Origin of the sequence: Chryseobacterium sp. 22532 (assembly GCF_052044665.1) — a bacterium.
Classification (GTDB): Bacteria; Bacteroidota; Bacteroidia; order Flavobacteriales; family Weeksellaceae; genus Chryseobacterium; species Chryseobacterium lathyri.
The window spans coordinates 571,760-593,873 of sequence record NZ_JBQENJ010000003.1 but is presented as its reverse complement, the minus strand read 5'-3'; the positions used below and the strand labels follow the sequence as shown (position 1 = coordinate 593,873).

19 protein-coding genes and 2 tRNA genes are annotated in these 22,114 nt (G+C 35.4%); 9 read left to right on the top strand and 12 right to left on the bottom strand.

Annotated elements, in window-relative coordinates; all coding sequences use genetic code 11:
* Nucleotides 1-13: 13 nt before the first annotated feature.
* Together ACTJIV_RS10590 and ACTJIV_RS10585 are read left to right on the top strand one after the other, a co-directional pair.
* On the top strand, nucleotides 14-745 hold the full coding sequence (locus tag ACTJIV_RS10590) for a hypothetical protein (protein ID WP_336379610.1): 732 nt from the start codon (nucleotides 14-16) through the stop codon (nucleotides 743-745).
* A gap of 15 nt (nucleotides 746-760) precedes the next feature.
* Nucleotides 761-1,489, top strand: coding sequence for a hypothetical protein (locus ACTJIV_RS10585; RefSeq protein ID WP_336379609.1), 729 nt, complete (start codon nucleotides 761-763; stop codon nucleotides 1,487-1,489).
* Between the two features lie 308 nt (nucleotides 1,490-1,797).
* Here ACTJIV_RS10585 and ACTJIV_RS10580 read toward each other — a convergent pair.
* From ACTJIV_RS10580 to ACTJIV_RS10570, 3 genes are all read right to left on the bottom strand, one after another.
* Nucleotides 1,798-1,871: transfer RNA gene (locus ACTJIV_RS10580), tRNA-Arg, on the bottom strand.
* Between the two features lie 32 nt (nucleotides 1,872-1,903).
* Nucleotides 1,904-1,978, bottom strand: a tRNA-Pro gene (locus ACTJIV_RS10575).
* A gap of 315 nt (nucleotides 1,979-2,293) precedes the next feature.
* Nucleotides 2,294-4,306 carry a M43 family zinc metalloprotease gene (locus ACTJIV_RS10570; protein WP_223558561.1) on the bottom strand — a complete coding sequence of 671 codons (2,013 nt, stop codon included), beginning with the start codon at nucleotides 4,304-4,306 and terminating at the stop codon, nucleotides 2,294-2,296.
* Between the two features lie 77 nt (nucleotides 4,307-4,383).
* On the opposite strand from ACTJIV_RS10570, the gene ACTJIV_RS10565 reads away from it, so the two are divergent.
* On the top strand, nucleotides 4,384-4,872 hold the full coding sequence (locus ACTJIV_RS10565; RefSeq protein WP_336379572.1) for a hypothetical protein: 489 nt from the start codon (nucleotides 4,384-4,386) through the stop codon (nucleotides 4,870-4,872).
* 44 nt (nucleotides 4,873-4,916) lie between these two features.
* Here the strand turns inward: ACTJIV_RS10565 and ACTJIV_RS10560 are convergent, their stop codons facing one another.
* From ACTJIV_RS10560 to ACTJIV_RS10550, 3 genes are read right to left on the bottom strand one after another with little or no spacing between them, the layout of a single operon-like run.
* Nucleotides 4,917-5,687 carry an ABC transporter permease gene (locus ACTJIV_RS10560; protein ID WP_336379571.1) on the bottom strand — a complete coding sequence of 257 codons (771 nt, stop codon included), beginning with the start codon at nucleotides 5,685-5,687 and terminating at the stop codon, nucleotides 4,917-4,919.
* Nucleotides 5,684-6,583 carry an ABC transporter ATP-binding protein gene (locus tag ACTJIV_RS10555; protein WP_336379570.1) on the bottom strand — a complete coding sequence of 300 codons (900 nt, stop codon included), beginning with the start codon at nucleotides 6,581-6,583 and terminating at the stop codon, nucleotides 5,684-5,686. Before ACTJIV_RS10555 ends, ACTJIV_RS10560 begins: the two co-directional genes overlap by 4 nt.
* Nucleotides 6,583-7,860 (bottom strand): erythromycin esterase family protein, encoded by a 1,278-nt coding sequence (locus ACTJIV_RS10550; protein WP_440627319.1) that lies wholly within the window; start codon nucleotides 7,858-7,860, stop codon nucleotides 6,583-6,585. Before ACTJIV_RS10550 ends, ACTJIV_RS10555 begins: the two co-directional genes overlap by 1 nt.
* 366 nt (nucleotides 7,861-8,226) lie before the next feature.
* Here ACTJIV_RS10550 and ACTJIV_RS10545 point away from each other — a divergent pair, with 366 nt between their 5' ends.
* Complete coding sequence (locus tag ACTJIV_RS10545) at nucleotides 8,227-8,814, top strand: Crp/Fnr family transcriptional regulator (RefSeq protein ID WP_440627317.1); 588 nt, start codon at nucleotides 8,227-8,229, stop codon at nucleotides 8,812-8,814.
* A gap of 54 nt (nucleotides 8,815-8,868) precedes the next feature.
* The gene (locus ACTJIV_RS10540) at nucleotides 8,869-9,552 is read left to right on the top strand and encodes an MBL fold metallo-hydrolase (protein WP_336379567.1); all 684 of its coding nucleotides are present in this window, start codon (nucleotides 8,869-8,871) and stop codon (nucleotides 9,550-9,552) included.
* Between the two features lie 416 nt (nucleotides 9,553-9,968).
* Here the strand turns inward: ACTJIV_RS10540 and ACTJIV_RS10535 are convergent, their stop codons facing one another.
* The 3 genes from ACTJIV_RS10535 to ACTJIV_RS10525 form a co-directional block, all read right to left on the bottom strand.
* Nucleotides 9,969-10,832 carry a GLPGLI family protein gene (locus ACTJIV_RS10535; RefSeq protein ID WP_440627314.1) on the bottom strand — a complete coding sequence of 288 codons (864 nt, stop codon included), beginning with the start codon at nucleotides 10,830-10,832 and terminating at the stop codon, nucleotides 9,969-9,971.
* Nucleotides 10,833-10,887: 55 nt separating this feature from the next.
* Nucleotides 10,888-11,091 (bottom strand): bacteriocin-like protein, encoded by a 204-nt coding sequence (locus tag ACTJIV_RS10530; RefSeq protein WP_440627313.1) that lies wholly within the window; start codon nucleotides 11,089-11,091, stop codon nucleotides 10,888-10,890.
* Between the two features lie 1,242 nt (nucleotides 11,092-12,333).
* A complete protein-coding gene (locus ACTJIV_RS10525; RefSeq protein WP_440627312.1) occupies nucleotides 12,334-13,704 on the bottom strand; it encodes a hypothetical protein in 1,371 nt (456 codons plus the stop codon).
* A gap of 622 nt (nucleotides 13,705-14,326) precedes the next feature.
* On the opposite strand from ACTJIV_RS10525, the gene ACTJIV_RS10520 reads away from it, so the two are divergent.
* A complete protein-coding gene (locus ACTJIV_RS10520) occupies nucleotides 14,327-15,946 on the top strand; it encodes a helix-turn-helix domain-containing protein (protein ID WP_440627311.1) in 1,620 nt (539 codons plus the stop codon).
* A gap of 134 nt (nucleotides 15,947-16,080) precedes the next feature.
* Here ACTJIV_RS10520 and ACTJIV_RS10515 read toward each other — a convergent pair whose 3' ends face one another.
* The 3 genes from ACTJIV_RS10515 to ACTJIV_RS10505 all read right to left on the bottom strand — a co-directional run bounded on the left by ACTJIV_RS10515 (nucleotide 16,081) and on the right by ACTJIV_RS10505 (nucleotide 19,513).
* A complete protein-coding gene (locus ACTJIV_RS10515) occupies nucleotides 16,081-16,566 on the bottom strand; it encodes a transposase (RefSeq protein ID WP_440627310.1) in 486 nt (161 codons plus the stop codon).
* A gap of 260 nt (nucleotides 16,567-16,826) precedes the next feature.
* Nucleotides 16,827-17,369, bottom strand: a complete 543-nt coding sequence (locus tag ACTJIV_RS10510; RefSeq protein WP_440627309.1) for an isochorismatase family protein — start codon at nucleotides 17,367-17,369, stop codon at nucleotides 16,827-16,829.
* Between the two features lie 35 nt (nucleotides 17,370-17,404).
* Nucleotides 17,405-19,513, bottom strand: coding sequence for a sigma 54-interacting transcriptional regulator (locus tag ACTJIV_RS10505; protein ID WP_440627308.1), 2,109 nt, complete (start codon nucleotides 19,511-19,513; stop codon nucleotides 17,405-17,407).
* Nucleotides 19,514-19,798: 285 nt separating this feature from the next.
* Here ACTJIV_RS10505 and ACTJIV_RS10500 point away from each other — a divergent pair, with 285 nt between their 5' ends.
* The 3 genes from ACTJIV_RS10500 (at nucleotide 19,799) to ACTJIV_RS10490 (ending at nucleotide 22,084) form a co-directional block, all read left to right on the top strand.
* Nucleotides 19,799-19,930 (top strand): hypothetical protein, encoded by a 132-nt coding sequence (locus ACTJIV_RS10500; RefSeq protein WP_440627307.1) that lies wholly within the window; start codon nucleotides 19,799-19,801, stop codon nucleotides 19,928-19,930.
* Nucleotides 19,931-20,138: 208 nt separating this feature from the next.
* Nucleotides 20,139-20,909, top strand: coding sequence for an alpha/beta hydrolase (locus ACTJIV_RS10495; RefSeq protein WP_440627306.1), 771 nt, complete (start codon nucleotides 20,139-20,141; stop codon nucleotides 20,907-20,909).
* Nucleotides 20,910-21,049: 140 nt separating this feature from the next.
* Nucleotides 21,050-22,084 (top strand): alpha/beta hydrolase, encoded by a 1,035-nt coding sequence (locus ACTJIV_RS10490; RefSeq protein WP_440627304.1) that lies wholly within the window; start codon nucleotides 21,050-21,052, stop codon nucleotides 22,082-22,084.
* Nucleotides 22,085-22,114 lie beyond the last annotated feature (30 nt).

Sequence of the window (22,114 nt, the reverse complement as noted above, 5' to 3'; positions counted from 1 at the left end):
TTTAATTAAAAACATGAGAAAAGTATATTTTTTAATACTCTGTCTTTTTCTTTCTACTGAACAGTTAATAAGCCAGATTGGTATAGGTACTGCCGCTCCCGCACAATCATCGATCCTGGAGATGTCTTCTGCAAATAAAGGTTTTTTACTTACCAGGATACCCTTGATATCAAAAACTGATATCACTACAGTTGCCAATCCATCTATGGGAATGCTGGTTCTAGCATCGCAAAGCTCAGGGGTTGGTGAAAACGCGATTTATGAAGGGCGATTGTATAAATTCAATGGAACCGGTTGGGATGAAATGGTGGAAGAGGGAGAAATCGCTTCGGGAAGTTTATACCCAGAACTGGTAGCAGTAGGAAAGAAAACGACCAATACGAGTTGTACAAATGCCTCTAGCGGTAACTTCCAGTTAACAGCTCTTACGAATATTAAAACGACGATCAAAGCCGACGGTTCGATAACAGCTTATAAAACGGGGTATTACATATGGAGTGTCAGTCTTAGGCAATTCATGCTGCAATCGGCTTACAGCCCTTTCCTGCTTCCGGGAATGCTCAATTATTCATTCAAGGATGGTACGGCAACAACAAGAGCCTGGCAGACTACCGTGTTTACAGGGTCGGTTTATTTACAGTTGGGGCAAGAATCAAAACCTTTCCAATGGAATTTGGGAGGAACCTGCGTAGCACTGGATCAGATAGGAGCACAATTAGTTACTTGGCAATATATAGGACAATAGATAATATAGATTACAATGAAAAAACAGATATTTTGTTTACTAATAGTTTTTTTTACCATAACGATTGATGGGCAAATGGGAATAGGAACGGCTACACCTGCTCCCTCTTCAATATTGGAATTATCATCATCCGATAAGGCATTGTTGCTTCCCAGGATATCGCTTACCTCGACTACAGATATTACCACGATAACCAATCCGGTTAAAGGATTGTTGGTGTATAACCTTTCCACCTCAGGTACAGGAACGGGTATGGTATACAAGGATTTAATTTATTTATATGATGGGGTTTCATGGCAGGCATTAATGGATTATAAGTTGGCAACGAGTACAATCAATTTACCAGTGTTATATTCAAGAGGTCAGAAAACAACTCTCAATACTTCTTGTACAGGATTGTCATCAGGACTATTTGATCTTGATTTTAGAGATGATAATTTGAATGCAAACGGAAGCATCGTAGCGGACAGGGATGGATTTTATAAATTTACAGCACATATTGTTCAATACTTTCAATTGGAATTCTTACCCTTATTGATTACCCCTTCTAATTTATTCAGCTATGCTTTTCGGGGAGCTGCGGGATATCAAGACAGAGAAATCGCGACTTCCGGAGTAATATATTTACAAAAAGGACAGGCGAGTGCAGGTTTTACCTGGGTATTAGGTGGAACTTTTGTATGCAACAGTACTCACAGAATCAGGGAACAAGGGGTTATCTGGACCTATCTGGGAGATTTATAATGTATATAGAAAACAGGTAGTTCCTATAGCCTACAAAAGCCTGTGGAGTTAATATTGAATAAGGTTATTGCGATTGCCAGGTTAAAATTATTACTAGTGGTAGTAAATGCAATAATAGTAATATTGAAAGGGCATCGAGGTTCGCTATGACTCTTTCCAAATAGTTTAAGGAGACGTTTATTTATTAACGTCTCCATTTTTTTGTATTCTGTGCCTTGATTTTCTGATTCATAAAGAATGTAAAAGTTCGGGTCACAAATTTTATGGGCATAAAAAAGGAGACAACTATTAAATAGTGTCTCCTTAAGTGAGCGCGAAAGGATTCGAACCTTTGACCGTCTGCTTAGAAGGCAGATGCTCTATCCAGCTGAGCTACGCACCCATTAAATAATTTTGAGAAAATTACTAAAACAGTCGGGGCGGCAGGATTCGAACCTGCGACCTCCTGGTCCCAAACCAGGCGCGATGACCGGACTACGCTACGCCCCGATTGATGGTCATCTAAGCGAATATTACTTCGTTTTAGCGAGTGCAAAGATAGTAACTTTTTTCAAATAAAAAAGAGAAATGTGAAAAAAATATTGAATAGTAATTAACAACATTAAAATCTATACAAGTCAAAAAAAGCAATATTCTTATGTAATAAAATATTTAGGATTTATATATCAATGCTTTAGATGCAGATTCTTTTTTGAATTTTAAATTTTACAGTGAATTTTTATAAATTTTTGAAATGAAAAAAAACCTCCGGAAAAAAGTCCGAAGGTTTATTACAATTAAGAAAACTGCAGTTTTAGATTTAATTTATTTTTTTATAAATTTTACACTTTCTGTTTTCTTGTCATTTTTGAATGTAATGAAATAGGTTCCTTTTGTCAATTCCACTACTCGTATTTTCTGATCTTCAATGGCACCGCTTTTTACAATCTGCCCAACAGCATTGTAAATTTCATATTTAGTATTGTTAGCTATGTTCGTAACGTTAAGAACATCATTTACAGGATTCGGGTAAATTCCGGCTGTATTTTTGTCTTTTGTTACTTCGCTTGTAGCTAATGCTCCTACTACTTTGAATTGTTTTTGTTGTATGTCTGTAAACTCTTGTCCGGCAACTATGATAGCTCCGGCTGAGTTTTTAATTCTATAGAAGCCTTCATCTATATAGATACCGTCACCATAGCTATCATTGATGGTGAAAGTATAACAATCATTAAGAGGTAAGGTCCAGTTTTCAGTAAGAAGGGCAGGGAAGTTAGGATCAGTATCAGGATAATTTCCTCCACTATATAATATAGTTCCCGCACTGTTTTTTAGATCCCATGTTGTTTCTGAGCCATAATAATCAAGCTGTAATTCGAATGTAAAATTTGTACTTGATACCGGTACTGTATTTCCAAGAACTACAGAAGCAGAATTATTAGTGGCTCTTTGGTCAGTAGTTCCGTTTACTGATGTAATATTAGCTGAAATACTGCCAGCTCCTGAACCTGAAGGAATGCTGATTATGGCATACTTGTCTTGAGCTAAGTTTCCGTTCCAGTTTGTTGTCTGCTGAGGTCCACCATTCACAGAGTAAGTGATAACAGCAGCCGTAAGCGGGCTTGTTCCTCTATTGTATAGTGAGAATTGGGCAGTGACAGCAGTCGGAGCATCAGCGCATGATGTTTCATTACAGTTTCTTTCTCCTTTTAGTTCACCATCATTGGCAAATAAAGGGATAGCAATGTCTGCAGTTGAAGCTTTTAATTCCATTCTTCTTGGAGAATTGTTCATTACTGCAACCATTCTGTCCTTTTGATTGATTGTAAAAATATTCATACATGTATCAAAGGTGTAATCCATGTAGTTTTCAAACATTTCATCAGTAGTACCACAGCTGTTTGATTTTGGATGTACGGGGCATCCTCCATTAGATGTTCTGTGTACTGGAGTGTCTGCAACATAATCGGTTCCACAGTTTGAGTCTCCCCAAATATGTCTCAATCCTAAGAAATGCCCTACTTCATGAGTCATTGTTCTTCCACGGTCATACGGAGCGCTTAATAAAAATGTTCCATCGTTATAAGTACTGCTTCCAAAAGTTGCATAATTAGCTACCACTCCGTCAGTATCTGCATAACCGCCATTCACGGCCAGTCCTTGTAAAGAAGAATTAGAAGGGAATTGTGCGTAACCAAGTAGATCTGGATCAGAGAAGTTTACACTCCACATATTCATGTATTTTGTAGGGTCCCAGATGGTGACAGGTTTTACATAGCTGTCAATAACAGAAGTAGACCATGAAGGTTGACATAGGTTTACACGGTCTATACCGTTTGTAGGGTTTCCTTTAGGATCTACTTTTGCCAGTGCAAATTGTATCATCGTGTCTGCTCCTACGGGGTTGGTGTTTGCTCCTGGAGTTCCAGCCATCTTTCTGTAGTCATTATTCATTACAGTAATCTGAGACTGAACTTGTGTGTCGGTAATATTAGGTGCGGTACCTAAAGCCTGCCCGCTGTGAATAACGTGTACTACAACAGGAATTGTAATGATTCCTCCGTTTTGAGATTTGTTATTTTGTGCATTGGCAATCAATGGCCCAATCCAGTCTTCAAACTGTTGTTCGGTCATCCTTTTAGGGTTCTTTTGCTGCAGCATAGCTTCATATTCCGTAGAAGCGCATCTCACAAACCCATTTGTTTTTCTGAGCTCTTCAAGTGTATAAGTTTTCCCAAAAACAATCTTATCTGTAGGATCATTTTTCTGTCCGAAAACTAAACAAAAGAGTGTTAAAAAAAGTAAAAATGGTAATTTAAAAGTAGTTTTACCTTTCATGTGTATATAATTTAATTAATTTTACAAATGTATTTATTTTTATTAATAAACTGGTTTGAAACTTTAAAATACATAAAATGAATCCTAGACTGACAATTGTGTTAATTTCCCTTATGTTATGTAATGTGAACTGTACTTCCCAACAAAAAGGAAATCCGGATGCATTTACATCAAATGCTGTACAAAAATCCAAGATTGAAAAAATAGAGATCAAAGAACAGACAAGAGGTACAGACAGACTGATAACATTTATCCCAAATTCTAAAACGATATCTCTGAACGGAAGTGTTTCAGTGTCTGCATTATCACCTCTGGATTGGGCAAACATTGTAAAACAGATTGAAGTAATAGATCTTGATAAAATTGCATCACTAAAATCTCCTTCTGAAGGGAGGTTTACAGATAGGGCCTTAATTTCCAGTGTATTAATTACAGTTGATGGCAAAACATACGAATCGTCAAGCTTTGATGCAGGAATACCCCCGAAAGAATTAGAAAATCTTTATAAAGAACTTTTCAAGGATATAAAAACCAAGCAAAAGCCTTCTACAAGAAATTTGCATTAGCAAGATTTCTAAAATTTTTAAGATTCAAGTTTTATAAACGTATCTTAACTTCTTTTCCTTCTCACAAACAGATAAAAGCTTACCACAATAAAAATAAACACCGCAGCTATATTGCAGTAATCGAGTCTTTCAAAAAGAATATTTTCATTCAGAAAATTTTCTAAGGATTTATAACCTCCGGTATAAACCAAAAAATCTGAAAATTCCTTGTCTTTGACCATTGCTGTGAACAGAAGCATGAACATGCCAAACCCAATGGGATAAATAAAGTTTCTGAATACCAGACTTAATGCCAGCTGTACCATCGCAATAGCAGAAAGTGTGATATAGAACTTTAAGAAAACATAAAATATAACTTCCCTGTAATCATAATTCTGATAACCCAGGGCAGGAAAAATGACTGAAAGGAGATAACCGCTTCCTAAAAATACAATGTACGACAGCAATATGGATAACAGAACCGTGACCAGAATAAACAAAGCCTTAGAAAAAAAGATTTTCGACTTCGAAACGGGAATGGTAAACAGAATTTTATAATTGTTATTCCGGTATTCCACGTCACAGCATGCATGAACAAAAAGACAGACCAGAACAGGATACAGCAAATAGAAAAACATAAATACATACCTTCCCAGTGCATATTTCCACGGATTGGCATTGCTTTCTGCTACTCCTGAGCTGATAACATCATAGGCAATATAAAAAGTAATAGCTAAAATGACAAAAGCAGGAATCAGGAATACCCCAAAGATTTCTTTATTTTTAGAGAGTTTATACTGTTCAGACGAAAAAGCTTTATAGAAAGTATTGGTCATGGTTTTTTAGAAATTAGGTTAATAAAAATCTGTTCAAGATTGGCGCTTTGAGATTCTATATCATAAATTTCAATACCGTTCCCGATCATAGTTTTCAGAAGAAGATTGAATTCCAGGTCGTCATTAATTTTTACTGAAATTTTATCCGGTTCATTTTGAGATGCAGAAAAAGTTCCCTTCAGCACAGATATCGCTTTTTCTCCATTGTTAACTTTTAAAATGATCTCCCTTTCAACTTGGCTCAGGAGTTCATTTTTTGTACCCTGAAAAATCATTTTTCCGCCCTCAATGATCCCGATGTGGGTGGCGGTTTTTTCCAGTTCACTCAGAATGTGACTCGAAAGGAAGATCGTTTTACCTTGGTCATTCAGATTCTGAAAAAGTTTTCGCATTTCAAAAATACCCTGTGGGTCAAGCCCGTTCAGAGGTTCATCCAGAATCAGCAACTTCGGATCATGAAAAATAGCCATGGCAATTCCAAGACGCTGTTTCATTCCCATTGATAAGGCGCTGGCTTTCTTTTTTTTCTCTTTATGCAGATCTACCAGCTCCAGGACTTCATCAATTCTTTTAGTTCCTTTTCCGTAAATAATATCCAGGTATTTTAAATTTTCAAAAACAGTCAGCTTTGTATAAAAACAGGGCGCTTCTATAAGGTTTCCGGTTGAGGCAAGGATCTCTGTACGGTTTTGCTTTAAACTTTTATTCTGAATAAATATTTTATCATTGGATTCCTCCAGAAGTCCTAAAAGAAGTTTTATTGTGGTCGATTTTCCGGCTCCGTTCCTTCCCAGATAACCATAAATGCTGCCTTCCGGAACATTCAGGCTGATATTGTTTAAAATAGTTTTGGAGCCTATGACATAACTCAGGTCCTGCGTTCTTATGTTTTCCATTATTTATTGATTGGTGTTAATAAAGTATTGGTGTCTATATAAAATATTCCGTCAAAAGAGCGGCTCCAGATCCTCTTTTGGTCAATTCCCTGATTGACAGTTGATACGAATTCCTTTCTCAAAAGTGAATTTTCCGGAATATCCCTCAGGTTCATAAAAAAGTAGAGAGTTTTTGTCTCATGAAATGCATTTTCAATAGCAAACTTCCCCGGTTTATTAATAAGAATACCCTTATCGCTCTTTTTGGCGTATGAGGAAAAATCTATCATATAAGAAGCTTTGCCGTATTTATTCTTGATATAGGCTCCCAATGGAAGATAATCCTTATCATACCTTTCCGCGAAAGTATGGATATTGGCACACCATACGATGACCTTTTTGTCTTTGTACACAGAATCAATCTGATGGATAAGATTTCTGGCCATAAGAGAATCTCTGAACTGCATGCTCGGCATTGATCCTGGTTTGTATTTCCATGACTTATGAAAATTATTTTTCATATCATGCAGATATTGAGCATACATTATATTTTCCGGTGTTTTCTCCAGCTTTAAAACTGTCTGTTCGAGTTTATTGATTTCACGGAGGAATTCATTTTTTTCATTTCCTTTAAAGATCTTATTGGCATAGTGATCGAAGGTAAGGTTATCAAAATTATTGATATTCTTATTAAAAACAGGAAACCTGTTAATATTGATCTTGTTTTTGCTTAGAAATTCTTCTAGGAACTTACCTCGTCTGTCGGAAAGCACGTTTCCGGAAAACTGAATATCAAAACCACCAAGCTCAATAGGAGTAGCTGAGGCTTTAGTCTTCTGGTAATATTGGATAAGCGGTCTTGTTTCGGTGCTTGCCCACCAGAACCAGAAAAGGCCGAGACCAGCTATGGAATCTGCAGGAATCTTCATGCTGTGGCTGTTCATTTCCCTGTTCATCATCCAGGTATCATATTGTCCTGCTTCATACAAAACTACATCATAGTCCAGGTTTTCATGAAGATATTTGATCAGCCTGCTTTTTGCCTTCGAAGTGGCACCGTCAAAATGCGTATTTTCTCCCAACATCAAAATTTTATTGTCCTTTAGTACAGAATCAAGTACCTTCAGATCGCTGTTGTCACGGTATTCCATAGAAATACTCTTAATGGGGTGCTGATAATGCTGAACTTCAGAAAGAAGCTTCTGTTGTTGTTTTTGGGGAACGTCCTGATACACCAACTTATTCAGAACAAAAATTGCAATAACAGAAAGTATGAAAGCATATAGTATTTTCTTCATAAATTGACTTTACATAGTTATAGATTACTGTCAGTTTCCCTTAATAGGTGTTGATTTAGTAAATAATGTTACTCTTCAGGGTGAATTATTTGGATAAATGATAAAAATGATGCCGTGGAAAAAGGAATAACGAATTGTCATCAGGTTGTTTTAACAGAGGTGTTATTTGCGAAAAGATAAAGAAGAATTAAGGGAAAAATGTCCCATCAGTTAAGGAACATGTCATCATTTATCTGATGCAAAAAAGGGCCTAACAGAGAAATAATTGTTAGTTTTGAATATATAATAATTGTTAGATTTGGATGTTGGATTTGGTATGTATCCATACACAGTTAAAAAAAATAAAAAGGACGAAAAGACTGCGAAATGACTGACGTATTTGAAAATTATCTATCCTCAACAGGAGGACTATCGGCTGAGGAAATCAACTTTTCTGCGCAGTTCTTCAAACCGGTCCGCTTAAAAAAAGGTGATTTTTTTATTCGTGAGGATGAGTCCTGCCGTCATATTGGGTTTATTGCTAGTGGCGCTGTAAAAGCATACGCTATTGACAAAGAGGGAAATGAAAATATAACCTGCTTCAAGTTTGAAAATGAATTTGTCACCTCGTTTTCAGAGTTTGTGAGGCAGGAAAAATCCAGAAGAAGCATCAGGGCTATAGAAGATAGCGTGATCTATCGGATAAACTACCCCGATTATCGGCATCTGCTTGACCAGGTAACCGCTTGGAACGAGGTTATAAAATCGGTGATGGAGAAGGAGTATAACCAAAAGGAACGTTATCTGCTGAATTACAATAATAAGTCGGCTGTGGATAAATACCGTCATGTCCTGTCTAGTGAACCGATACTCGTTCAGCGCATAGCGACGCAGGATCTGGCGTCATACCTGGGCATTACGCAACGATCGCTTACACGGGCCAAGGGACAAATACATAGACCCAATGTATTATAGGACAAATGTCCTTATTTAGGCCTGATCAGAGATGTAGGTTTGCACAAAAAACCTATGCTACGTCAAATTGCTCCCGAAGTGTTCCAGATTTCACTGATGCCGCGAAACAGTATCAACTGCTATATTATTGAAGGTGTATTGGTAGATTCCGGAATACGGAGTTCGTATACCACTGTAAAGAAGGCTCTCCAGAAAATTCCCGTTGATCAACATATATTGACGCACGCGCATGCAGACCACCAGGGCTGTAGCGATCAGATATGCGCTGAGTTCGCAATACCCTTACTCTGTCATCCTAACGAAGTTTTTAGGACCGAAACAGGTATGGTAACCAGCGACTATCCAACTCCGCAACATTGGGTAGCAAAGCTTCAACAAAAGTACTGGGCAGGTCAGGGGCATAAAGTCGAACGGACAATTGTTGAAAACGATATGATCGGGAATTTTCGGGTAATAGAGACACCCGGACATTCGGCAGGTCATATTTCTTTATTCCGTGAGCGGGATGGTATACTGATAATCGGAGATGTAGCAACAAATATGAACCTGCTCACGACAGCGACCGGTCTGCGGCTTCCGCCGAACATATTCACGTCCGATCAGCAGCTCAACATCAAATCGCTCCAGAAGTTAGCAAAACTGAACCCTGCAATTATCTGCTTCGGTCACGGACCGGTCATGCGAAATACAGATCGGAAGTTTGAGCAATTTGTGGCTAAATGCAGTGCGGCTATTTAAAGATAGACCGTGCTGTAATTATGGTTTAAAAGAAGAAATATTTTAGACATCTTCTTTTATTACGTTATGCAACTGAGTTAACTAATTAGGATACTTTCCATCATTTCAAAAAGTAGTATTAAATTATCTCAGTTGATACTGTTGATGAAAAGGGGAAACATAACCAGCAATAAAGTTATCCAAGCTTTATAGAAATTCTGGAAACTAAAAACACACTCTTAAGATGTGGGTTTAAAACTGTTGGTTGTTCAAATTTACCACTTTAGATGTTCAAAAATTGAATAAAACAACAAAAATACAGTGCCATATAAGATTTTTTATAGGTATTCATGGCTATTTATCTTAATCAGTCTAAAAGGTAAATTGAATTTTGAGGGGCTAAGACTATTAAAAATTTGTATTGATTCTCACTTGAATTACTCCAATTCTAGTGGATTTTCATATTTTAGGTTTTCTTCTCTTTCTTTTTCTCTTTGTCTTACCATTTCCTGGCCTTTTATGATTGTGGTTCCATAGCTTGCAAGTATGGCAGCGGTATTGGCATCAGCATTTCTTAATGCTTGTTTAAGTTTCGGTTGTGTTGTTTCTATTGCTTCGGTAAATCTACTTCTCTTAATGTTAATTAGTTTTCCTTTCAATTTAGAATCAGGAACAGATTTTACAAGCTCAAAACTATAATCTCCTTTGTCATCTGTTATCTTAATTATTAATCCTGGTAATCCGCTAAATTTATAAGGACCGTAAGGTAAAGGAATTTCGGGGGAATACCATGCAACCCAATTTCTTCCTTTAAATGTAACTTCTGCTTTTTTACAATTAATTGTGTTAATTACTTTTGTTTCATCAATAAGTTTCCAATTCTTTATTACTGGTTCTTTATAGGTGAGTAATGACATGCCAACCGACCTAAAGTATTGGATATTTTCATTTGATTGTATAATGGTAAATGATAAATTTGTTTTTGGAATCACTACCCCTTTTTTGAAACCAAGAGTTATACTTCCATCGGGATTAGTTGCTGATGTTCTTGAATTTGCCATTACTGAATCTCCTTTCAGTGATTGGGTACTCACAAAAAATGAACGATTATTCCCTATTTGCAATGAAAATAGTTCTTCATGTCTATAATCAGTTCGTGTATCGAATTTAGCTTTTAATTGATAAGTAAACTCACCACGCAAAGCATCTGGTTTGTATGATTGGGCATGAGATAAAATACTATAAAGTAGAATGAATAGTTGGAGTAGTTTTTTATAGTAATACATAAATGGTATTTTCATTACAAAATTGCATTTTATGGTGAAATAATTTCCATTATAAGTGCATTAATTGGCACTATGCCAAATTATTACTAGGGCCACTATGTATTGCTGGCTTACAGTAATTTGCTTCAAGAGCCTCCATCCAAGCATTTGCTTGTTCAGCAGTCCAATCTTGAGTTGTAGTAGCTTGTACACCACAAGATGTTTCTGCATACCAAACTTGACCTCCTTTTACTGTTTTAAGGTCTTCTCGAGATAATTTTTTTAGCTTTTTCATTTTTAAAATATTTAAAATTAGATAGCTAATATAGTATTATAAATCATTCGTAAGAGAGAAATTTTATTATGTTAAGTCATTGTTAATAAATGATTTATACCAACTTGTGCAAATTATACTTTACGAAATTTTAATTAAAATGATATTGATGGAATCTTAGTTTTTTCTATGACTTGTGAGGAAAACTAATTTTGAAATTTTTAAGTAAATTTTGTTTAAAATGTTTGAAAGAGTAGGAGAGTTTAAATTTTTAAGATAATTTAAGATTCTTCTTACTATTATTTACTAAATTACCTGAACCTACTCTGACCTGAACAAAAATAAAAAAGTCTTTACAGTACTGTAAAGACTTGATTTTAAATAAGTGAACTTGGAAGGATTATCTTCGAACCGGTTGTTAGTTGATTTAAACTGGATTTTACGTATATTTACTTGAAATACAATGTTTTACAAAATTTCAAAAACAGTTCGAATCCTGTTGAGATAAGGTGAAAGGTATGAGTTTTCGAACCTTTTCATTTTAATATTATTTTCTTTAGAAGATATCTCGTTGCTAATTAGCTATTTAGGTAACAGGTGATCCAGTTCGAATCCTGTAACCATAAGCATTAGCTTCCTAATCACTTTATAAAAGTTACAATTTTTGAATAAAATAGAGTTGGCAATTAACCAACTCTATTTTGTTTTATTGAATTTGTTTGAAATATTTGTGATAGGGAGGGATTCGAACTAACCCTCTTAACTTTCAAAAAACCTAAATTTCAAGTAATATAACAAAAGGCTGCCATGAATCTGCCATAGAATCTAATTCCAACAATCCTTACATAACTATAGCACTTTTTAACCATTTACATTATGAAAAAGAGCAATATAATTCTTTTAAATTATTAACAAATATAACTAAAAATATTAGTTATCTAGTATTGATTAGAACTTATTAAAAAAAATATTGGATTTACTTCTTTCTTAAGGAAATCCAACAGTAATGAGTAAAATGTTATCATTAAATAACAAATTTACTATATTGCATAGAAAATATGTTTGTTTATCCTTAGTGTAGGCTATTCCATCAAATTAACGTCCTTCATTGAAATACTGACATTGAAGTTGGCTAGTCCTAATTTACCGGGCAGTATATTGATAAATAACCATACAAAGAGGCTATAAGTAAAGACAAGTAATGAAATCACTTCTTCCTTACTTTTGATGGTTAGGTTGTAAATTAACAATTTTATTTTAGCCTTACTGAGCCAGTTTAGTGATGGAAATACCTCCGTAGTCTACAATATTATTGGTAGTAGCATTACAGCTGAAACGAACCCTTACTCTGTCTCCGGAATTTAAAAATCCTGTCCAGTATAAAGTATTGCCATTGTCTACAATAGTACCAGCAAGATCAGAATAAGTATGTTTTATCATTGTACTCCAGCTTGTTCCTCCATCAGTACTTCTTTCATAATACGCCGCTGTATGCCATGTAGGTGTTGCTGTTCCCGTACTTGTATGTCTATTAGAATTTTGCATGACTATTATGTAGACTCCATCCATACCAGATGGAACTGTAAAAACGTTATTCGTCCATGCATTATGAATATCGAGGCCTTCGTTTGTAAACTGACCAATGGCAGCATTAGGAATAAATTGCCCTTGCACATTCTGTGTTCCTGGTGCATTTGCAAGTACAAGTACTTTTGATGTTCCTGCATCTGTTGGCACTCCTTCAACATATCCAAGCACACCATTTGCATCTGCAACTACTGTTCTGGCAGCAGTAAAAGTTTGGTTTTGGGTAGTAGATGCTGTACCTCCAGGGGTTGTATAGATAGCATTTGCAGCACCATTTAGTGGAAGGCTTCTAAACCGGGCAATGCCACTAACATCAAATCTTTCTGTAGGGGTATTACTGCTTATACCCACATTTCCCCCTCCTGTAATAATCATCTTTTCATTCCCCGCAGCACCTCCTCCTGCGCTTGTGATAAATCGAATCGGCGCTGCCGATCCAGAATTTAAATGTGTTCCTATATTAAGTGCAGTAGAAGCACCCAAAGCATACATCTGCGTAGCGCTATTGGTGTCGGAATACAACTGAAATTGACTAGCTCCATTATTTGTTAACCCTATTGAAGCCCTACTTCCACTTCCTGAGCTTTGAACTAATCCACCAGACCCATTATTGAAAGTTGTATTCTGTATGTTTGAAAATCTCAAAAATTTTCCGTCCTGTGTGACAGTCCGATCCGATGTCAGTGTGCCATTGTCTTTATAGATATTTATGTCTGGTGTACTAGACGGCCCCGATCCAGTGAATACCCGCCACACTGATCCATCAAAGTAGTAATAGCCCGCTGCATCTACATTTACTACCTGTCCAGAAAGGGAAGCTGCTGATGCTGTAGCATAGATAATGGCCCCTGTTTGAGCTGTGGTATACGTTTTGGCAGCCAACTCATCACCTGTAAGCCTTGGTGCAAGGATGCCATCTAGGGCAGTAGGTTCTGTTGGTTTTCCCACTACATCAAGTGTGGCTTTTGGAGTTTCAGTATTAATGCCTACTTGAGAGAAGAGAGGCATTGAGAAGCTTAAAGCTCCTAAGAACAAATAAATTTTCATGTTTGATTTGGGTTTTAAGGGTTGATCTATATTGATTGTGTTTTTGTTTTTTTTTTAAAGCAGGGAAGTTATGATCTCCCTGCTTAATCAAATCTTATAGTCACTTATGAAAGTTGTAGTAAAACCTGAATGAGAGGTAAGGGTTAAAGGTAATAGACTAAGTTCTTTCTCATGATTTATGACGCAAATGTAATTGAGGTTTCCTAGTTGTTGCAAAACAATTATGGAAGCAATATTTAATTTATGCCAAGTAATTTGGTTTAAATTGATAGAAATATGTGTGAAGTGTATTTTATGGCGTAAATAGTGACTAATCAGACAGTTATTGCTTTTGAATATTGGAATAAATAATTAAAATATTCTATTAAAAATATGACTTAAAGAGAAAGGAATCTATACATTTGTATTGCCAAATGAAATAACTTCAACTTACTAATTTATTTTTCATGAAATTATTTTTCTATGTATTCCCTGTCTTTTTTTCTTTTTACGCCAAGTCTGCAATCAGTACAGCAAGAAAATGGATCTGCTTAAGAAATGTTTTCCAGAATTATGAAAACATTTACTCTTTGTAGATAAAATTGAAAAAAAAATTAAATTGTATTAAACAGATTTAAGAATTATGTCTAAAAACTTTTATTTTCTATTGTTACTGATTTTCGGAATTTCTTGCTCTAATACTAATAAAGAACAATTGAAAGCGGAATATAGCTTTCGAAAAAAAGAAATCCGCGAACTTAGCCAATTAGAGTTCTCCGGAAATACTCCATTGCTCATTAAAGAGGCGCAAAAAGCGAAGCAAAAAGCAAAAAAAATTGACTATGATTATGGTGTATTCCGCTGCAATATATTTCTGATGTTAGCTTTTAACGGAAGCGGAAAATACAAAGAGGCGACTTTATTAGGTCAAGAAAATGAGGAATTGGTCAAGAATATAAAAGATGAGTTTTTTATTTCTGCAAACTATTCAAATCTAGCATCTTCGTATTCATATTTAGGTCTTCTCGATGAATCTGAAAATTGCTTGAATAAAGCATTAAAACACAGCCTAAAGATTGAAGATAAAGACAAAAGATATTACACGTTGAGTGCAATATATGACGGGTTGGCATATGTTGAAACAATGAAAGGGGAATCTGCTCCCAATTTGGATAAGGTAAAAAAATATTACCTAAAGCAATTATGGGCAATCCAACAATTAAGTGAGGCAAATAAGAATATTGCGATGAGAAAAAATGCGCAGTTATCTAATATTTATGTAAACTTAGGAGCTACAAGTTCCCGGCAGAAAAAAACAGAGGAAGCACAGAACTATTTCTATAAAGCTTTAGCGATTTGTAAAAAGTATAAATTTAATAATCCTGTTCCGCTTATGGCGCACACTTCAATTGCCAAGCTTTTCCTTAGTCAGAAAAAATATGACAGCAGTATGGTATATGCCCAAAGAGGGATTGTACTTGAAAAAGAAGGTCATTTACCAGAAGTAAGAAGAGATCTTTTTGAAATCTTATATAGAGCTAGCGAAGCAAAAGGTGATAAACAAAATGCTAAGAAATATACCGATTTTTATATGAAACTCAATGACAGTATAATAAATGCTGAAAAAAGAGGGATTAATACTCCTGTAAAAATAATCATAGAGAATAAAGAAAAAGAAAAAACGAATACCGTGAGGAGTATATTTATAGTTTCTGCGGTGATCCTTCTTGTATTCACTTTGACGGGTTGGACATACTGGAGAAGAAAAAGTAAACTCTCCCACAAAAAATATGATGAACTGATCACTAAAATAAGAGAAGAAAACACTCAGAAAGCCGAGCGTAAAGAGTTTCAGAAATTGAGTAACGAGAATGGAAGCAAATCACTTGTAAGCATTACCGATGAGACAGCAAAATCCATTCTACAAAAGCTGGATAAGTTTGAGATGTCAGGTAAATTTCTGAAGAAGAATATCAACCTGCCTTATCTGGCAGGGCAACTGAACACTAATACTACATATCTTTCAGAGATCATTAAAATCCACAGAGAAAAAAGTTTCAATGATTACATAAATGGGTTAAGGATCAGCTATATCACCCATAAGCTCGTAGAAGACCCACGTTACAGGGAATATAAGATTACCTACCTTGCAGAGGAATGTGGCTTTGCTTCCAGCCAGGTCTTTGTAATCCATTTCAAAAAGATAACAGGTTTCACTCCTTCCTATTTTATTGGAAACCTGAAGAAGGATAAAAACATTTGAGCGTTGTCTTTTCAATAAATTATTATTGAGTAATTTGATTGAGACTTTACTTTGTGTCGTCCTGAAATTACCTTACATTAGGTCTAATACGGTTCTTACTTTACAGTTTTGGTGGGTGAATTGATATTATGAATTTAATTGTTTTTTTGTAAACTTTTGTATTTTTTTCTACAGTTTTTCCAACGCTTGATTAATGATACATCTGTTGTATGTGCTACCGCAGGTGTTAGAAAATCACAACTCATATGCGGACGCAAATGATTATATGATTCTATACTTTTAGTCACTTCCAACAGAGCTTCACTCCTTGAATAAAATACCCTTTTGAGTTTAAATTCTGTTTTTAATATGCCATTAATTCTTTCTGCAATAGGATTTTCATAGGCCTCTCCGTTTTCTGTCATACTGATTTTTACACCCGCTTTTTTCAACCTTAATATATAGTCGAAGGAACAGTACTGCACACCTCGATCCGAATGATGAATCAGGGTATTTGGAGCCGGTTTTTCCTTCAGTGCCATTTGGAGAGCTTTAATTGCCCCTTGAGCGGGGGTGAAGGCAGTAGCCCATAATTTTTCTGGAATAAGCATCGGTAATGAGTGAAAGATAATTAAAATCATAGCCTACTGAGATATATGTAATATCTGAAACCCATAGTTCATTGCTACGTGTAGGTGCCAATTCTTTGATTAGATTGGGATATTTCAGATAGGAGTGATTAGAGTTCGTAGTAGCAGGTCCACGTTTCTTTTTCCTATCTATTCTGCCTTGAAGCGTTCAAAGTCAAATGGGTCTTTCTCTTTCATGACCGTGTCGTTTGAATAATTGAATATAAATAATCTTATTGAATTATTCCTCTGACACAGTTTACGTCACAGTCTCACTTGATGAAATTTTGAAGAATTTCTCTGAATTTTGGGTGTTTCGCACTGTCAAGCCACTCAAAAGCCAGCATTTCATTGGTAATAATTTCGGCTCCGTTTTGTCTCATTCTCTCTATTGCCAGTATTTTGTCGCTTTCCTTCCTCGATCCAATTCCTGATTCCAGTACAAAAACGGTGTATTTTTTCTCAAGTAAATCAAGTACTGTTTGCAGCAAACAAACATGGGCTTCGGTACCTGCGACAATTATTTGATTTCTGTTGTTTCCTAACTTTTCGATCAAAATACCTTCTGGAATTCCTGAAAAATAAACTTTTGAAATAATACTTTCTTGGGTAAGTTTATCTCGTAAAATGTCAGGCATAAATCCTATTTTTTCTGGGCAGTGTTCAGTTGCAAATACGGGAACCCCCATGAGTAATGCTAAATCCACCGTCCAAAGAATAGATGATAAGACTTTCTCATTTTCATGGATTGCGGGTTGCAGTTTTTCCTGTATATCGATAATAAGTAGTGAAGAGTTCTGTAATTGTATATTCATCTGTTGAATTTTTAATGAAATTAATAACAAATCATCTATCCAAAAATATCGGTTTTGGTAATTCCCAATTTCTTTATCTTTGAATGCAGTGTTGTATGTGGAATTCCTAAAACTAAAGCAGCTCCGGATACTCCGGAAATTCTACCATTGCACTGCTTCAAGATCTTAATGATATATTTTTTTTCAAATTCAGCTATCGTATTGGATTCTGATTCCTTTTTATTTTCGCCGGAAATATCTTTTAGTGATAAAAATACATCTTTGATTAAATTTCCTTCAGTCATCAAAATACTGCGTTCAATAACATGTTCTAGTTCTCTGACATTTCCTGGCCAGTCGTATTGCAAAAGCTCTGACATTGCTTTTTTTGAGATTCCCTTAAGCTCCTTTCCAACTGTTTTTGAAAATTTTGAAATAAAATAGGTTACCAATTCAGGAATATCCTCTTTTCTGCTTTTCAACGACGGCATGTGAATTGGAAACACATTCAACCTATAATATAGGTCACTCCTGAATTTTCCTACTTGTACTTCCGAAATCAGATTTCTGTTGGTTGCGGCAATTATTCTAACATCTGTTTTTAGCGAACTCTTGCCTCCAATACGTTCAATTTCTTTTTCCTGAATGGCCCTTAATAATTTTACCTGTAACTCGATAGGCATTTCACCAATTTCATCTAAAAATAAAGTGCCTTTGTTCGCCAATTCAAATTTACCAATTCTTCTTTCGAAAGCTCCTGTAAAACTTCCTTTTTCGTGACCAAATAATTCGCTCTCAATCAAATTTGCCGGTAATGCTGCACAGTTTACTTTCACCAATAAATTGTTTCTTCTTGGCGAAGCATTATGGATTGCTCTGGCAATAAGTTCTTTTCCAGTACCAGTTTCTCCTAAAATAAGAACTGTACTGTTTGTTGGTGCTACTTGTGAAATCAGATGGAAAACGCTTTTCATCTGTGTGCCCGAACCGATAATCTCTCCATATCTGTTTTCAGAAGTAATTTCCTCCTGAAGATAAGCCTTTTCATTTTCCAGCTGTTCTTTGTATTTTAGAATTTCTTTTAACTGACTTTGATTCTTCTCATTATAAATAATATTTGATAATGATATTGCTATTTGTGAACTTACTCCATTGAGTAATTCCATCTTCGATTGGATAGCAAATTGATCTTCAATTCTCAAAAGCAAACAGCCTATATCATCATTGGCCACGCGAAGGGGACTTCCAATAACCGATGGGACATTTATTTTTTTCCAAAATTCCCCATACAGAGGTAAGCTTCCCTCTAATTTTTCTATTTCTAAAACTATTGATGAATCAGAATTTAGAATGTCGTTAAATATTCTGTCGGAGGTAGTGTCATATTGATGATTGATGATATTGTTAAATTCAGGATTGCTTTTTGTTGTATCATCAACTTCGAACATAAAAAAACGGTGCGTTTTAGTATCATTGTCCTTGACAATAATTCCGAAACTTGCGATAGAAAATAATTCTTTAAGTTTTATACTGATTACCGAAAAAAGCTCCTCTTTGTTTTTCACTTTAGCAATCTCATTACTTAAAGACAGTAGAATGCTTTTTTCTTTATCTCTTGTTTGAATGTCTTCATTGGCGATGATATTTGCGACAGCAGATGATATGTAATTGGCAATCTTCTCCAGAAGTTTTCGCTGCTGAACAGTAAAAAAGCCTATCTCTTCAGAAAGAAGTACCATACTTCCAAAAACTTCTCCGTTTTGTAATAACCGGATGCCTATTATCTCTTTGATACCAGCATCCTTTAAAAAAATAAGATGTTTCTGACCACTGTCTATCATGCTCTCAACAGATAGAATAACCGTCGTGTCAGATTCCATTATTTTATCATGTAGACCATCTTTTATAGCGTATTCTTCGTAAGCAATTGAATTAAAATCGGGGTGTTGATTTACTTTATCACAGTGTTCAAGAAAGACCTTAAAAGTACCTTTGGTAATATTAAATCTTGTAATTGCAAGATCAGAGAACGGGAAAATATTTTTTAGTTTAAGCTGGATAAAACTTACTAGATCATTTTTATTTCTAATTGAAACGGTGGCCTCACTTATTGAAACAAATAAATTAATCTCTTCACTCTTACGTAGATTGCCTGTATTGTCCATAAGAAGGTTAATTTTAAAGGTTTACAATAACTCCATATAAATTTATTAATAAATTACTTTATATCGTGAATATTTTCGAAAAAATACGATATAAAGTGGTTTTTGTATTCAATAGAATATATAATACACTAATAATAAGTGTATTATTAATTGGCATATAATTAGAAAGTTAATAATGATTTAAAGTAGGATAGTTGGTTCAGAATACCGGATATAATCTGTTGTAATCAGGATCTTACTTTGATTTCGACAATGCTAATTATTAATTATTAAGCATTTAAAATCATGAGTTTGTATCAACTTCAAAAAACAGCGATTGTTCTTATCGATCCTTTTAATGATTTTCTTTCTGAGGGTGGAAACTTTATTCCATGGCAAAAGAAACAGTGGAAGGAAACGAAGTCGTTAAGAATATAAAAAAAACTGGATTGCAGCGTGAGAGAAAAAGATTCAAATCGTTTCCGATCTTGAACCTATCCGAAAGAGTATGAGCAATAACCTTAAAGAGCATAATCTGGAAGAGACTCCTCTGTTTGCAAAAAACATAGAAAATAAGGCTTTAATGGAAATTTGGAGCCGGTAAGGTTAAATTTAATAAACTAATAATAATCAAAACCCTAAATTTATGTCAAAATCAAAATCTATAATTCTTATACACGGAAACTTCGTGAATGAAAAAACATGGGCGAACTGGAAAAAAAGATATGAAGAGCGCGGCTATATAGTTTATACCCCTGTTAATCCTGGACATGAAGGAATTCCATCTGAGTTGAGGAGACAGGTTCATCCCGACCTTACCAAAACAGGTTTTAAAGATATTGTTAACAATATTGCGAGGCTTATTGATACTTTACCTGAAAAACCGTTTGTAATTGGGCATTCTATGGCAGGAATGGTAGTATTAAAATTGACCGAAATGGGTAAAGTTGTTGCAGCAGCAAGCATTGATGGAGCACCACCTAAAAATGTATTTCCACCATTCACGACTTTAAAAGCTGTTTTACCGGCATTTGGTTTTTTCACGTCTAAAAAATACTTTATGGGGAGCAGAGACTGGTATGACAGATGTTTTTTCAACACAACTCCCGAAAATGAGAGAGCAGCTGCATTTGATAAGTTTGCAGTACCGGAAAGCTTTAAAGTTAGCCGACAATTAGTGTTGGACTCCTTTTCAAATATTGATTTTAAAAAGCCTCATGATCCGATTTTGTTTATTGGTGGCGGTAGTGACAACATTTTTCCTGCTTCCCTCACAAAAACTGTGGCCGGGAAATATTCAGACAAAAGCAGCAAAGTCGATGTAAAGGTTTTTCCAAACAAAAGCCACTTTATTTGTGGAGAGGCTGGTTGGGAGATTGTAGCTGATTATATTTTAGATTGGTATGAGAAATTGTAGACTCCACACTGGGAATGTATATATTTTTTAATGAAACCCTAGCGAGATTGATATTATTAATCTCTAACATGGCTTTTATACGATGCACGCATATGCTGAATACTCAACATTAAAATTTAACTATTTAATACCAATATACCATGAAAAAGCTATTAAACATCCTTAAACCTATATTCTTTATTCTAATTATTATGGAACCAACATTAAACAAAGCTCAAGGTGACTATGCAACAGATCCACATCTTAGTCCTGCCACCAAAGAATTCCTTAAACCTCTTAATTCAGGCGGGAAACCTCTAGAATCTTTGCCGGTAGAAGAAGCACGTAACGTACTCGTAGGTGCCCAAAAAGCATTTAAAGTAGATCTTTCGGGAATTGAAGAATCAGAAAAAGAAATCTCTCAAAATGGGATGACTATAAAGTTGAATATTGTAAGACCAAAAGGAGTGAAGGGTATACTCCCTGTATTCATGTTCATACATGGTGGGGGATGGGTTTTGGGTGATTATCCAACTCATAAAAGAATGGTAAGGGACCTCGCTGTCTTAACACAATATGCAGGGGTATTTGTTGAATACAAACGTGCTCCCGAACACAAATATCCATATCAGGTAAACGAGGTTTATGCAGCCGCAAAGTGGCTGGTGGCTCATGGAAAGGAAATTAACATTGATGGAAACAATATGGCTATTGTCGGAAATAGCGCGGGAGGAAATTTGGCTACTGCAACAGCATTAATGGCTAAGGAGAAAGGCGATGTGAATTTTAAAGCACAAATTTTATTCTGGCCGGTAACTGATGCCAATTTCGAAAGAGAATCCTGGAATTTATATGGTAAACAACGTTTTCTTACCGCATCTTTGATGAAATGGATGTGGGACCAGTATATTCCAGCAGACAAAAGGAAGGAAATTTATGCTTCACCTCTCCAAGCTACTATAGAACAACTGAAAGGTCTTCCTCCTACTTTAATACAGGTGGCTGAAAATGATATTTTACGGGATGAAGGCGAAGCTTATGGACGCAAATTGTTGGAGGCCGGGGTACCAACAACTACTATTCGCTACAATGATGTGATTCACGACTGGGGGCTGCTTAATGGACTTGCCGAAATACCTCAGACGAAGAGTTTATTTCTACAAGCTGCTGCTGAATTGAAAAAACATCTTGAATAATTAATGATTTGTTTTACAAAATAGATCTTT

Coding starts and splice junctions, on each gene's coding strand:
- ACTJIV_RS10590 (WP_336379610.1), top strand. CDS start 14: ATGAGAAAAGTATATTTTTTAATACTCTGTCTTTTTCTTTCTACTGAA.
- ACTJIV_RS10585 (WP_336379609.1), top strand. CDS start 761: ATGAAAAAACAGATATTTTGTTTACTAATAGTTTTTTTTACCATAACG.
- ACTJIV_RS10570 (WP_223558561.1), bottom strand. CDS start 4,306: ATGAAAGGTAAAACTACTTTTAAATTACCATTTTTACTTTTTTTAACA.
- ACTJIV_RS10565 (WP_336379572.1), top strand. CDS start 4,384: ATGAATCCTAGACTGACAATTGTGTTAATTTCCCTTATGTTATGTAAT.
- ACTJIV_RS10560 (WP_336379571.1), bottom strand. CDS start 5,687: ATGACCAATACTTTCTATAAAGCTTTTTCGTCTGAACAGTATAAACTC.
- ACTJIV_RS10555 (WP_336379570.1), bottom strand. CDS start 6,583: ATGGAAAACATAAGAACGCAGGACCTGAGTTATGTCATAGGCTCCAAA.
- ACTJIV_RS10550 (WP_440627319.1), bottom strand. CDS start 7,860: ATGAAGAAAATACTATATGCTTTCATACTTTCTGTTATTGCAATTTTT.
- ACTJIV_RS10545 (WP_440627317.1), top strand. CDS start 8,227: ATGACTGACGTATTTGAAAATTATCTATCCTCAACAGGAGGACTATCG.
- ACTJIV_RS10540 (WP_336379567.1), top strand. CDS start 8,869: ATGCTACGTCAAATTGCTCCCGAAGTGTTCCAGATTTCACTGATGCCG.
- ACTJIV_RS10535 (WP_440627314.1), bottom strand. CDS start 10,832: ATGAAAATACCATTTATGTATTACTATAAAAAACTACTCCAACTATTC.
- ACTJIV_RS10530 (WP_440627313.1), bottom strand. CDS start 11,091: ATGAAAAAGCTAAAAAAATTATCTCGAGAAGACCTTAAAACAGTAAAA.
- ACTJIV_RS10525 (WP_440627312.1), bottom strand. CDS start 13,704: ATGAAAATTTATTTGTTCTTAGGAGCTTTAAGCTTCTCAATGCCTCTC.
- ACTJIV_RS10520 (WP_440627311.1), top strand. CDS start 14,327: ATGTCTAAAAACTTTTATTTTCTATTGTTACTGATTTTCGGAATTTCT.
- ACTJIV_RS10515 (WP_440627310.1), bottom strand. CDS start 16,566: ATGATTTTAATTATCTTTCACTCATTACCGATGCTTATTCCAGAAAAA.
- ACTJIV_RS10510 (WP_440627309.1), bottom strand. CDS start 17,369: ATGAATATACAATTACAGAACTCTTCACTACTTATTATCGATATACAG.
- ACTJIV_RS10505 (WP_440627308.1), bottom strand. CDS start 19,513: ATGGACAATACAGGCAATCTACGTAAGAGTGAAGAGATTAATTTATTT.
- ACTJIV_RS10500 (WP_440627307.1), top strand. CDS start 19,799: ATGAGTTTGTATCAACTTCAAAAAACAGCGATTGTTCTTATCGATCCT.
- ACTJIV_RS10495 (WP_440627306.1), top strand. CDS start 20,139: ATGTCAAAATCAAAATCTATAATTCTTATACACGGAAACTTCGTGAAT.
- ACTJIV_RS10490 (WP_440627304.1), top strand. CDS start 21,050: ATGAAAAAGCTATTAAACATCCTTAAACCTATATTCTTTATTCTAATT.